Raw genomic sequence first — 13,426 nt, 5'->3', positions numbered from 1 at the left:
AATCTATTTTCTATAACAAACTGGTTTTTATTGCCCATATGACTGGGTAAAGTTGCAAAATCACACAAATAAAAAATTTTTAAAAAACATAGTTGATAATAATGTATTATGTATAAATAAGATATTAAATTTATTGGCAAAAAAGTAAAGTGCTCATATAAATATAACTAACCTAATATAAACTTACTGAAGTAAATCTATGATCATATTAAGTGGTTTAAGTTGTTATGCTAAACTCGGTATTGAACTAGAATTTTACATTGAAGAAATAGAAAAAGAACATTTATTTCTTAGTAATATTAAAAATAAAATAGCTTCACTTGGATTTTCCTGTGAGAAAGAGAGTTCCATGCATCAATATGAGATAAAAAGTGGTTGTTACACCAATTCTAATAACTTAATCAAGCATTTTGAGTTAGTAAAAGAATTAATTACTGAAACAGCACAAAAACTTGGTGGGAATGCTTCCTTCAAAGCAAAACCCTACTTAGATAGAGCAGGCAGTGCATTAAACGTACATGTTAATTTGGTGGATTCAAACAGCAGCAACTTATTTTACCGCAGCGAACAAAAGTATAGTGATTACTTGATTCATAGTATTGGTGGATTATGTGCTATAATGAAAAAACATATGTTATTTTTTGCTCCAAATGATGATTCGTATTTAAGATTTCAATATTCAGACATTCATACCCCAACCACAGTTAGTTGGGGCGTGAATAATAGAACTGCTGCGATAAGAATACTCAATTCTGGCAATAAATGTCGCCTAGAACACCGCGTTCCTGGAGCAGACTGCAACATTGAAAAAGTGCTTGCAGCAATAATTGAAGGTATCACCTTTGGCATAGAAAACAAAATTGCCCCACCAAACAGAGTGTATGGTGTTGCATCCGATTCTCAATATAAGATGGAGAGTTTGGTATGAGCTATAACCATGTTAGCTCAAGGTATATTCTATATTGAACATCTACGCGATTGACTCACGTTCTTGATTGGAGAATTAGAATGTGTATCATCAGACTCCTCATCGCTATAGTATCCAGCATCATCTAATGAAATACATCGAATGAGACCCTCCAAACCTTTCATGCATTCTGATGCACGCCCTAATAAATCAAGTTCTTTTCCTAGCTGACTTATTTTATTGAAGTCTCTTCTAGCGCTAAACTGTTCATTATCTAATTCTTGCATTTTAAGAGCATTTTGAAATCCAAGGTGTCTAATCAGTGACCTTAGGTAGTCCACGTCAGGTATCCCTTCTACCATCTGCTCTAACTCTTTACCTTTTTGTTCTAGTTTTTTATTTTGTGCTTTTAATTTTTTTATTTTCTGCTCAGCTTTTACAAGATTCTGGTCATCCTTTGTCTGAGTTTTATTGTTTCGTAAATTAGCTCTCGTAGGTATTGATGTACCGTTAGTAGTAGGATTACTACCAATATCTTTAGGTATAACGTCAGGCAATGAAGAGTCACGCTTCCCATCTATTCGTATCACCTTTTCTCTATTACGCTGCATTCCTAAAAATTCCTCCACAGCTTCATATAAGGATAAGTTTTCAATGTATAATTCCTCATTTTTTTATTAATTTTTTATCTTCTTCTGACAATAATATATAACCCTCATCTTCAGATTCCTTACTATTAAATCTTAGTATTTCAGTTATTCCAGTACTATCCAGATTCATAACCATGGTAAAAGTTGAGATGTTCCCAGACTCATCTTCTACAGGCCACTTACTTGTCATTTAATGACATGCACCTTCTTTAAATTCATAATATCTTTTTTTATCTTCTCGACGAGCGCATATGTCATGCTTTTTATTGCAATAGATATTCAACTTACAATATCTTTCTCCTGCTGTAAAATATCACTAATCTTAATTGGCTCACTTCCATTATAGTTAATAAGATTAACGTTTAAGGCTCTACTGGCATTGTCAGTTTCTTCACAGTAAGCTTGAAAGCTTACTTTTCCTTCAAAGTACTTACTTGCAATTTGCTTTCCCTGTGCTGTCAAACTTGCACATTTATCTATATTTTTTTTAAGATTCTCACTAATAGGCCGTTCTCTTTCTTCTACGACTTTATTCACATATTCTTGTCTAAAATTAACATCATCCATTAAATCAATAAAACACCAATCATCATAGGCTTTTCGTATAGTAGTAAAGTCTATATGTCCTCTCAAAAGGACTAACAACTTTATCCTATTTTTCAGATCTTCCAACTTAAAACCTTTTACCATCTCATTCAATTGAGAACTTGTTTGTTCATAATTAGTAGAACCAGATGTGCTGCAAAAATTTTTGATAAGATCATTGAACTTGTATAATTCTTTATATAGATTTTCATCTACTAGAGTTGGGTAAAGAAATTTCATTATAGCAAGGCCCCTAATGGGAGGCTCCTCTTCACAAACGATACGGCTCTGAAGAAATTGAAACTCACACAGCCCACGACCAGATTTGCTGAACTTCTCTACATCATTAATACAATTGTTTCTCCCTGATGAACATAATCTATCATGCAGTTTTAGCAATTCATCTATTGCATCAATCACTTGTACTGCAAAAAAGAATTCATCCTCCTGATTTCTTATCCTCAATGCTTCTAGTAATAATTTGCTTCCTTCACCGATCATAATATACCCCCACTACATTGCTGTTAAAATCTCTTCTACACAAATCCTGACAATGAAATGTTGAAAATAACTCTAAGCGTTAGACTTGAGCTCAACTTTTTTGCTTTCGTTATACACTGAATTTACCTTCACCATACATCATTATGCAAAACAGCTTTGCATAATAGGTTAATGTTTAAAGTCGCGCAAGTGTTTTTTTCGCTAAATAAGCGTTTTACTGGATAACAGTTAATAAGACGCAAGAATATTCTCAGGAAACTTAAAATCTTTAAGCTTTATAACGTCTTCCCTCTTTGGACTGGTTGAAATCAGATAAATTGGGACACCTATTAATTCTTCTATTTTTCTTACATATTTCATCAAATTTGCAGGCAATTCCTCAACCGACCTTTTGCCTTGAGTGTTTTCTTTCCAACCAGGAAATTCCTCATACATCGGCTCCAATTCTTCTTGTATTGAATGTGATGCAGGCAAATAATCGTATATTCTTCCACTGTACTTATAACTAGTACATATTTTAACTGTGTCAAAAGAGTCAAGAATATCCAGTTTAGTTAATACAACACTTGAAACTCCAGAGAGTTGCACTGCATGGCGAACTAAAACTGCATCAAACCAACCGCAGCGTCTTCTTCTATTACTCACTGTTCCAAGCTCCTTGCCTATAGCAAATAAGCTATCTCCCACTTCATTTTTCTGCTCAGTAGGGAATGGACCGTTGCCTACTCTTGTTGTATAAGCTTTTGCTACACCGATAACATAGGCATTGGAAAACAATCCTGAGCCTGTTATTGCTTGTGATGCTACGGTATTGCTTGAAGTAACGAAAGGGTATGTCCCATGGTCGATATCTAAAAATGTGCCTTGGGCGCCTTCAAATATTATTTTTTTATCTTCTCTTGTAAGGTCATTCAATATTTTCCATACTGGCTTTTTGTATGGAAGAATTTTTTTTGCGATCTCTTCAATTTCCTTTAACATTTCCTCTTTTTTTACTACCAGCCAGTTTAGGCCTTTCCTGATAGCATTGTGATAATTCAGAAGAGTATCCACTCTGTTATTGAGCTCATCTGCGTTTTCTAAGTCACAAAGGCGTATAGCTCTTCTTCCAACTTTATCTTCATAACAAGGCCCTATTCCTTTGTTTGTTGTGCCAATTTTGTGATTCCCGTTTAAATCTTCAAATAACTTTTCCTTGTCCTTATGTACACTAAGTATTAATGGGCAGCTTTCAGATACAATCAAATTGCTCGGGTTGATATCTATACCTCTAGTTTTTAATGACTCTATTTCTGAGATTAGAGCATGTGAATCAAGAGCAACACCGTTTCCTATAACAGATATTTTGCACATCCTTAAAACAGCGGAAGGCAGCAAATTTAATTTATAAACCTCATCATCTATTACTATAGTATGCCCTGCATTATTCCCCCCCTGAAATCTTACGACTACGTCTGCGTTCTCAGAAAGATAATCTACTATTTTACCCTTTCCTTCATCGCCCCACTGTAGACCAACAATTACAATATTATTCATCAATATCTTCTGGATTAACAAGTAAATATTAATGCAGTACACCACAAATGACAAGGAGTAATTCTCTGAGCTGGTTAGCTAAGATCTGACTTTCTAGGTTTGAGTAACTCTCTAAACTATTGTTTGAATGTTTTTTAGCTCACAACTATACGAACATTGTAGTTTGAGAGCAACCCTCACTGGAAGTGCGTCATGAAAGTAGCACATTTCTTATCATACCAGTGCCCTTTTCTTGTCACCCAAGTAGCTGACACCGAAGGGGCGCTTGAATGACATCATAGAGGCTGCTTTCATGACGCCCTTAGTTACTAGACCTAAAGGAAAATATCAATTAGGTTTATAGTCTATCACTACTGTTTTTGCAATTTTGTCGTAAAATGTTTGTTTGCATTGGTCAAATATTGCAAACACTAAAGCTGAGATTAGTACAATTAAAAGACATCCAGAAACATAACCAGGCAGAGGATCAGACAGAAGATTATAAGTGAGCCAAATGCCTTCCCTAAAAATGTATCTTATTGTTGCTTGCATTAGGGTAACGTTTGTAAATGTATTTGCGTCTTTTATACGTATGCTGCACAATAGTCTTCCTCGAGTGCCACCGTACTTCGTTATCATTAATATATTAATATTATATATGTTATAAGCAGTGTTGTCATAAAAATTATCATATGGGTAGATGTGATGTAAATATCACTTACATCACCATTATGTGGTATAGATGATAGAGTTAAACAGAAAGCTGAAACGAATGCTATTGTTATCCATAAAATACAGTCGATCACACTTGCTAAAACTTGCCTCAGAATTCCGGCGTAACTTATTTCAGTATTCGTATACTTTACATGTTTTACAATGACGTACTAGTATAAAAGTATGTTATTAAATAACCGCAAGTATGCTAATTTAGGTAATATTGACTACTTGTGTCATTCTATCATTTGAATTAACATTAGGTCATTTATAGTTAGGAGAGTTATGTCAACACCAATCACAGTTGCATATGGTGACGGTATCGGGCCGGAGATTATGGAAGCGGTGCTGTCAATATTGCGCGAAGCAGAGGCAAAGATCTCGGTAGATGTTATTAAAATAGGAGAGTGTGTTTATAACAAAGAATGGTCTCATGGAATTTCTCCGAGTGGTTGGGAATCGATTAAAAGAACAAAGGTGTTATTAAAATCTCCGACAACAACTCCGCAAGGTAAAGGTCACAAAAGCTTAAACGTTGCACTTAGAAAGAACTTAGGGTTATATGCAAATATCAGGCCATGCATTTCATACCATCCTGTTATAGAAAATAAATTCGATAAGTTTGATATCGTGGTAATACGCGAAAATGAGGAAGACGTTTATACAGGGATAGAGCACAGACTCACTGGTGATTCTTATCAGTGCACTAAAATTATTACTAGATCCGGCTCAGAGAAGATATGCAGGTATGCTTTTGAATACGCGAAAAAGCATGATAGAAAGAAAGTAACTTGCCTAACTAAAGATAACATAATGAAAATGACCGACGGCACTTTCCATGCAGCGTTTGATTGTATTGCAAAAGAATATCCATATATAAAGGCAGAACATTATATAATTGATATTGGAATGGCACATGTTGCCACAGAACCCGAGAATTTCGATGTTATAGTAACTGAGAACTTGTATGGTGATATATTGTCAGATATAGTAGCACAAATCTCAGGTTCTGTAGGGTTAGCTGGAAGTAGCAATATAGGGAGTGAATACGCGATGTTTGAAGCAGTACACGGCTCTGCTCCTGATATTGCAGGAAAAAACATGGCTAATCCTTCAGGGCTTTTAAATGCTGCAGTGCATATGCTAATTTACATGGGTCAAGTGGGTGCTGCAAAACTGATTTACGATGCGTGGCTGAAGACTTTAGAGGATGGAGTACACACTGCCGATTTATATAAGTGGAAAAAGAGTAAGCAAAAAGTTGGTACTAAAGAATTTGCAGAAGCTGTTATAGATAATCTAGGGAAAAAACCCAAGATGTTATCTGAACTTATAATTGGCAGTGGCTCAGATAGTAGAGTGAATAAAACGCAAGATAACTGTAAGCAGGACTACAAAGTTAGAAAGCTGGTTGGTAGCGATATAACAATTGCCTGGAGTAAGTCAGCTGGTTTTGATCAAATAGTGAAGTTATTTGAATCGAGTAATCCGAAAATTATAGCAATATACTCAAAAGGTCTTGCAATTTGGCCGGGAAGTCCAAAATCTTTAAGTGACCAAATAACCTGCAGGTTTATTGCAAATAATGAAAAGAAAACTATTACAAATAATGATGTAAATAACCTGCTAGTCAAACTTGAAGAAAATAACTTTGACGTGGTGAGAATGGATAAGTTGTATTTGTATGATGGGAAAGAGGGGTTCTTTTCTTAAAAAAAATGCTATAAATGAAATGGACTCAAAAAAAATAGAATTGATATTTGAAAAGTTCAAGCAGTCGAATTCTATACCGAAAATAGAGCTAAATTATACCAATCATTTTACATTGCTGGTTGCAATAGTTTTGTCAGCGCGGACGACCGATGTAAGCGTTAATAAAATTACAAAAGAGCTATTTAGCATCACTGATACACCAGAAAAGATGCTAGAATTGGGGCAGAACGAGCTGAGGAAACGCATAAGCAGCATTGGTTTGTATAATTCCAAGGCAAAAAACATAATTGAGCTCAGCAAAATATTAGTTGAGCGGTACAATAGCGAAGTTCCTGCGAATTTTGACGATTTGGTCTCTTTACCAGGGGTTGGGAGAAAGAGCGCTAATGTGTTCTTAAATTCAGGGCTTGGCGTTCCAACATTGGCGGTTGATACTCATGTTTTTAGAGTTAGCAATAGAGTAGGGCTTGTGAAAGAAAAAGATGTATTTAAAGCGGAGCAATCTCTTTTAAATGTAGTTCCAAAGAAATACCTGCTTTATGCTCATCATTGGCTGATTTTGCATGGTAGATATGTTTGCAAAGCACAAAAACCCTCATGTGAAACGTGCATAATTCATGATTTATGCGAATTTGAGAGCAAGAGGTATAAGATCTGTTGCCCAAATAGCTGCCTAAACCATGGGAACAAAAAAACTACTTGACAAATTTCGTCAGACCTGTTGCTATAAAAGCAAGTGTATTTCTGACTCAAAACTTGTTTTTGATCTGCAGGCTCAATGACAAAATTCAGTAAAAAACTCAGGGTATTTTTTGGCGGATTGTATCAAATTATACCGGCTGCATGTCTTTTTCATTTTTTCTACATTCAGCCAAATCGCGCTTAAACTAAGCGTCAGTAAATTATTATAGCGCCAATTTAAAGTATTATAGAGTCAAAACTCGCCACACGTGGTTTGTTTGCCTTTTTTTTCTGCTAGTTTAGTTATGCAAGAAGTCGATTTTCAATCCCTTTTTACATAAATACTAAAAATACATCTAAAAATTATAACGAATTCTTACCTCTGAAGTTGCATTTTGCATTTTTAACGCTTTTAAACCACCAAGTTGCCCGCCTACGGTAATACCAACTGCGCCAACTATCTGTGGAGTAAATTCATAATCAACACCAACCTTCAGTTTATAAGAAATAGAACGCAGTATTTTGTCTGCTAAAGATTGACCATGGGACTCTGTACCATAAATATCCGGAGTAGTTCTATCTACTATAGCGCCGCTTGTACTATCGGTTGTAGTAGTAGTGGTAGTTCCGTCATCACTTGTAGTAGTGGTCGTTTTATCATCTTCATCAGTTTGAGTTCCACCACCAAAGCCAAAAGGTACTATCTGGAGATATCCACCTAAACCTCTACTGACGTATAGCTTAACAGGATCGATATCAAGGTCAGGATAAAAACGGTAGTTTGCCAATAAGCTAGCTCCTATGCTCTTTAACGACTTAACATTACTGAGAACCTCAAGTTCAAATTTAGAGTTTTTATCATGATGGTAACCAAAAACAATGCTAGGTTTCACTATAAAGCCACCGCCCCAGCCGGCACCAAAGTTTAAACCTGCGTAATACTGACCTTCTAAATTAGCCACTACATCACCTGCTGCACTCGCTAAAGATGAGGTGAGTAATACAGCTAAGGCACATAATCTCTTCATTTTCATATAACTCCTCATACAAAAAAATATATATATAACGCACAAGTATATAACCTTTATATTAAAAAGGTTATAACTACATATCAAAAAAAGTATAACTATAAAGTTAGGAAAGCGCTACTTAGATTTTTATATAACTATGTTTACTATCTTATTTGGTACAGCATATATAGCGCGAACTTTGCTTTGATCGATCCTGTTGGACACGTAGTCTATCGCTATTTTCTTTAATTCTTCTTGAGATAAGTCAACTACCACCTCGATTGTTGCACGCAGTTTTCCATTGATCTGAACTGCCACGGTCACCATATCATCAATTAGCAGTGACTTGACAGCTTGTGGCCAAGGCTTTAGATATAGCATACCTTTGCCTCCCATTTCTTGCCATAAGTTTTCAGCCAGGTGTGGTATAAATGGCTCAATTACTCTGATTAGTATACATATACCTTCATCAATAAGAGATTTTCCAGCTTTTACGCTTATTTCAGCTATTAAATTCGTCATTTCACGGAATTTTGCCACTACACAGTTTAATCTGCAGTTTTCCAAGTCATCTGTAAGTCCGTGCAAGAGCTTATGTATTTTTTTTCTGTATTCTAAAAGTTTACCTGTAACACTTTCGTTATTATAGCGCATGTTCACAGGTCTTAGCTGCATTACCATGCGCCACAATTTATTTATATAGCGAGAACAACCTTCTACGCCATCATCGGACCATTCCATATCTTTCTCTGGAGGAGTATCAGATAATACGAACAAGCGAGCAGTATCAGCACCGTACTTTTCTATGATAAAATTTGGGTCAACTGTATTCTTTTTTGATTTACTCATCTTCTCAACTTTTCCAACTTGAACCTCAGCACCTTGTTCCATCAATGCCTTTGCTTCTTCAGGAAAAAGCCATTTGCCATTCTCATCTTTGTAAGTTACATGGCAAACCATTCCTTGAGTGATTAAAGTAGAGAAAGGCTCCTTAGTATCAAGGTAACCACATTTGGTTAAAGCGCGGCAGAAAAATCGTGAGTAAAGCAGGTGCAAGATCGCATGTTCTATTCCACCTATATAATAATCTACAGGCATAAAACGATTACACGCATCCTTATTGATATATTTATTTTCACTACAAAATGCAGCAAAATACCAGGAAGATTCAAAAAATGTGTCAAATGTATCAGTTTCACGCTCTGCTTGCTCTCCGCATTTTGGACACTCAACGAATTTCCATGTTGGGTGTTTATCAAGTGGATTACTACCACTTTTAAATTCCACATCCGTTGGCAGAACTACAGGAAGGTCTTTTTCCGGCACTGGTACAGTACCACAATCTTTACAATATATAATAGGTATAGGGCATCCCCAATAACGCTGCCTTGAAATTCCCCAATCATGTAAGCGATAGTTTATCGTTTTTTTGCCCATTCCTTTTTCTTCAAGCTTTTTAATGGCTACTTCCTTTGCTTTGCTGACAGTTAATCCGTTTAAGAATTCAGAGTTGAACATTACCCCATCGCAGGTGTATACTTCTTTTAAGGTCTCTGTGGCTTGTGCGCCCTCTTCACGCACTACAGGAATGATCGGCAAATTATACTTCTGTGCAAATTCAAAGTCACGCTGATCATGTGCAGGGCATCCAAAAATTGCACCTTCTCCATACTCCATCAATACAAAATTCGCTATATAAAGTGGCAATTCCTTGTCAAGAAATGGGTGTTTAACGTTCAATCCAGTGTAAATTGCAAATTTTTCGTCATTTTCCCCATTTGTTTTTATATCATCAATTGTCATTCCAGCGCGTGACGCTGGAATCCATTCATCTTTTTGCTGGATCCCAGTGTTTAAGCACTGGGATGACAAAACTTCAGGAGCATCTGGAAGCATGATATCCTGCACAATAGGGTGCTCTGCTGCTACCGCAAGAAAAGAAGCTCCAAACAAAGTTTGAGGAGAAGTTGTAAAAATCTTTAATTTCTTATTTAGACCAACTATTTCAAACTCTATAGTTACCCCTTCGGATTTTCCTATCCAGCGCTCTTGCATTGTTTTGACTTTTTCTGGCCAATTTTTAAAATCTTGCAGGCACTTGAGTAAATCTTCAGCGAAATCGGTAATCTTTAAAAACCATTGGGATAATTTACGTTTTTCAACAACCGCGCCTGAACGCCATCCTTTTCCGTCGACTACTTGTTCATTTGCAAGCACTGTCTGGTCAACTGGATCCCAGTTAACCCACGACTCTTTTCGATAGGCAAGTCCATGTTTTAAAAAATCCAGGAAAAATTTTTGTTCGTGTTTGTAATAGTCAGGCTCACATGTGGAGAGTTCACGCTCCCAATTATAAGAAAGGCCTATAGATCTAAGCTGCGCACGCATATTATCTATATTCTCTTTTGTCCATGCCGCAGGGCTAATATTATTATCCCTTGCTGCATTTTCAGCGGGTAACCCAAACGCATCCCAGCCAATTGGGTGCAAAATCTCAAATCTGCAAGCTCTCTTGTAACGTGCTATTACATCTCCTATTGCATAGTTTCGTAAGTGTCCCATGTGAATTTTTCCAGATGGATATGGAAACATCTCTAATACGTAACATTTCTCTTGTTTGCTACTTTCGCTTACAGAGAAATTCCACTTATCTTGATAAAATTTTTCAACGTTTTTAAAATCATATTTCATATAAATCCAAATTCAATTACAGTCCATATGCTTCAAAGGATCAACCGCTTGACCGTTATGCCGTACTGTAAAGCACATCTGCGGATCTTTATCCTGCGTACTTGACTTACCTGCAGATCCAATTACTTGACCCTGTTTTACTTTATCACCAATTTCAACGTGTATGTTTTTTAAATAGGAGTACACAGTCACATAATTATCTTTGTGTTCTACTATAATTAAATTTCCATACCACCTCAGCCCTTTGCCTACATATATCACTTTACCAGGTGCAGAAGCAACCACATTCGTTCCGCCTTGAGCAGCAATTTTTACTCCATCTTTGCATACTTCATCAGAGGAGGCAGTTGAAATAATAGTACCTTTAACTGGCATTACAAATTTACAACTTACTCCATTAATTTCCACATTTTGCGCTTTATTGTTATCTCTATGTACCTTATCTACGACGGCTTTTCTATTTTCTTTTTTTATCGAAGAATCAACATCCTCTCTAATTAAATGATATTCGCTTGTATATTCTAGGTCTCTTTTTCCATAAAACTCTTCACCTTTAAGCAGCACAAGTGCAGGTTTTTGCAGTCCGCAGCTTATTAGTATTGCCGATAATATAAAGAACGAGGCTATACGCCGCATAAATCTATTTAGATGACTTAAACTATATTAAATAGCATACTTTTGAAGGTAAAAAGATTTTTATGTTATTTTTTCTGTTTATTTGTTTATGTCTCCAATTTTATAGCTCATAATGGAGACAAAAATCACAATTTATTTATTTACGTCTCCAATTTTATAGCTCATAATAGAGACAAAGATTTACATTTCATGTTTTATGTCTCCATCATTTATTGGTAGGCAAGCTGAGTTAAAGCAATTACTGGAGCTTAAAGAAAAAAATACCGCATCCTTTGTAGTAGTCAAAGGAAGGCGTCGTATAGGAAAAAGTCGTTTAATTCAAGAGTTTGGCAAGCATTTCGAGCAATATTATTCATTTATAGGTTTACCACCGGAGAAGCATACTACAATATCTCACCAACTTAATGAATTTTCTAGGCAAATTGCTAGGCAGTTTAATACGTCTTTTGCTAGGTATGATGACTGGAGCGATTTACTATGGGCAGTTGGCGAGCGTCTACTATCAGGGAAAATATTACTGCTATTTGATGAGATTTCTTGGATGGGTTCAAAAGATCCAACTTTTTTAGGCAAAATAAAGAATTTTTGGGATACACAGCTAAAGAATAACAACAAGTTAATTTTTGTTGTGTGTGGATCTGCATCATCTTGGATCGAAAAAAACATACTCAGTAGCACTGGTTTTGTTGGAAGAATATCATTGACTTTGACACTCGGGGAATTAGCACTTTCTGATTGCAATAGATTTTGGCCAAAAAATATTTCAGCATATGAAAAATTTAAGGTACTCGCAGTAACCGGCGGAATTCCAAAATATTTAGAAGAGGTAAATTTTAAACACAGTGCTGAAGAAAATATCAAAAAGCTTTGTTTCTCGAAATGCGGGTTTTTAGTTGAGGAATTTGACCAAATATTTTCAGATTTATTCATGCGAAAAACAGTTTTTTATAAGCAAATAGTTAGGGCTCTTTCTACTGGAGCTAAAGAACAGGAAGAAATTTGTGCTGCTTTAGACATTGCGAGACATGGACGCATTTCCGAGTATCTATATGAGCTCGAGCTTGCTGGTTTTATTGCAAAGGATCACACTTGGAATATAAAAACAGGTATTGATTCGCGACTAAGAAGGTACAGACTTCAAGATAACTATTTAAGGTTTTATCTAAAATATATTGAAAAAAATCTAGGAAAAATTAATCGCAACACCTACTCCATGGGATTGCTCGCATCTCTACCGGAGTGGCATACAATCATCGGACTTCAGTTTGAAAATTTGGTACTTAACAATAGAAAAAGCATACATAATATCTTGGGAATTGATGGAATAGTAAGCGAAAATCCATTTTTTCAGAATGGAACGCGTAATAGTGCTGGTTGTCAAATTGATTATATGATTCAAACAAAGTTTAACACTCTCTATATTTGCGAAATCAAATTTTCAAAGAATAAAATTGGTCGTTCAATAATCCAGGAAGTACAAACGAAAATAGATACACTAAACCGTCCAAAAGGCTTTTCATGCCGTCCAGTCCTCATTCACGTTAATGGTGTAAGTGATGACGTTATAGATAGTGACTATTTTTCAAATATAATTGATTTTGGAGAGTTGTTAAATGGTAATAACAATTGTAATAGGACAAATTAAAGATACCGTTTTGCCAGTGTGTAACCCCAGCACCTCCTTTTCCTATTATCCAAGTAGTCCTCCTCCTTTCATTCCAGTGCTCTCTTCTCGTCACACCAGTAGCCCCTATTCTTGTCATCCCAGTGCTCCGACACTGGGATCCAGGATACTACTTTGGTAATAAATATTTAAGAAATTT

12 protein-coding genes are annotated in these 13,426 nt (G+C 35.8%); 4 read left to right on the top strand and 8 right to left on the bottom strand.

All coding sequences use genetic code 11. The features are described 5' to 3' along the window. The first annotated feature begins 199 nt into the window (after positions 1-199). A complete protein-coding gene (locus AB6N09_RS05205) occupies positions 200-928 on the top strand; it encodes a type I glutamate--ammonia ligase (protein WP_411131873.1) in 729 nt (242 codons plus the stop codon). Between the two features lie 29 nt (positions 929-957). On the opposite strand, the gene AB6N09_RS05200 is transcribed toward AB6N09_RS05205, so the two are convergent. From AB6N09_RS05200 to AB6N09_RS05180, 5 genes are all read right to left on the bottom strand, one after another. Continuing rightward, a complete protein-coding gene (locus AB6N09_RS05200; protein WP_411131872.1) occupies positions 958-1,536 on the bottom strand; it encodes a hypothetical protein in 579 nt (192 codons plus the stop codon). Between the two features lie 37 nt (positions 1,537-1,573). Next, positions 1,574-1,747 (bottom strand): hypothetical protein, encoded by a 174-nt coding sequence (locus tag AB6N09_RS05195; RefSeq protein WP_411131871.1) that lies wholly within the window; start codon positions 1,745-1,747, stop codon positions 1,574-1,576. Between the two features lie 89 nt (positions 1,748-1,836). Then, positions 1,837-2,643 (bottom strand): hypothetical protein, encoded by an 807-nt coding sequence (locus AB6N09_RS05190; RefSeq protein ID WP_411131870.1) that lies wholly within the window; start codon positions 2,641-2,643, stop codon positions 1,837-1,839. 228 nt (positions 2,644-2,871) lie between these two features. Then, positions 2,872-4,179: an adenylosuccinate synthase gene (locus tag AB6N09_RS05185; RefSeq protein ID WP_411131869.1), complete on the bottom strand. Its 1,308-nt coding sequence runs from the start codon at positions 4,177-4,179 to the stop codon at positions 2,872-2,874. A 327-nt stretch (positions 4,180-4,506) separates the two neighbouring features. Then, positions 4,507-4,797 carry an RDD family protein gene (locus AB6N09_RS05180; protein WP_411131868.1) on the bottom strand — a complete coding sequence of 97 codons (291 nt, stop codon included), beginning with the start codon at positions 4,795-4,797 and terminating at the stop codon, positions 4,507-4,509. 360 nt (positions 4,798-5,157) lie between these two features. Between AB6N09_RS05180 and icd the strand changes: the two genes are divergently transcribed. Continuing rightward, positions 5,158-6,585 (top strand): isocitrate dehydrogenase, encoded by a 1,428-nt coding sequence (gene icd, locus AB6N09_RS05175; RefSeq protein WP_411131866.1) that lies wholly within the window; start codon positions 5,158-5,160, stop codon positions 6,583-6,585. A 19-nt stretch (positions 6,586-6,604) separates the two neighbouring features. Continuing rightward, a complete protein-coding gene (gene nth / locus AB6N09_RS05170; protein ID WP_411131874.1) occupies positions 6,605-7,288 on the top strand; it encodes an endonuclease III in 684 nt (227 codons plus the stop codon). 334 nt (positions 7,289-7,622) lie between these two features. Here nth and AB6N09_RS05165 read toward each other — a convergent pair whose 3' ends face one another. From AB6N09_RS05165 to AB6N09_RS05155, 3 genes are all read right to left on the bottom strand, one after another. Then, the gene (locus tag AB6N09_RS05165; RefSeq protein ID WP_411131865.1) at positions 7,623-8,300 is read right to left on the bottom strand and encodes a hypothetical protein; all 678 of its coding nucleotides are present in this window, start codon (positions 8,298-8,300) and stop codon (positions 7,623-7,625) included. A gap of 123 nt (positions 8,301-8,423) precedes the next feature. Then, the gene (gene leuS, locus AB6N09_RS05160) at positions 8,424-10,967 is read right to left on the bottom strand and encodes a leucine--tRNA ligase (protein WP_411131864.1); all 2,544 of its coding nucleotides are present in this window, start codon (positions 10,965-10,967) and stop codon (positions 8,424-8,426) included. Positions 10,968-10,979: 12 nt separating this feature from the next. Continuing rightward, positions 10,980-11,603 (bottom strand): murein hydrolase activator EnvC family protein, encoded by a 624-nt coding sequence (locus AB6N09_RS05155; RefSeq protein WP_411131863.1) that lies wholly within the window; start codon positions 11,601-11,603, stop codon positions 10,980-10,982. 196 nt (positions 11,604-11,799) lie between these two features. Here AB6N09_RS05155 and AB6N09_RS05150 point away from each other — a divergent pair, with 196 nt between their 5' ends. After that, complete coding sequence (locus AB6N09_RS05150) at positions 11,800-13,248, top strand: AAA family ATPase (RefSeq protein WP_411131862.1); 1,449 nt, start codon at positions 11,800-11,802, stop codon at positions 13,246-13,248. The last annotated feature ends 178 nt before the right edge of the window (positions 13,249-13,426 follow it).

The organism is Wolbachia endosymbiont of Tettigetta isshikii (genome assembly GCF_041154185.1).
Classification (GTDB): Bacteria; Pseudomonadota; Alphaproteobacteria; order Rickettsiales; family Anaplasmataceae; genus Wolbachia.
The sequence above is the reverse complement of the archived record's forward strand: the minus strand, read 5'-3'. Positions and strand labels throughout refer to the sequence as shown.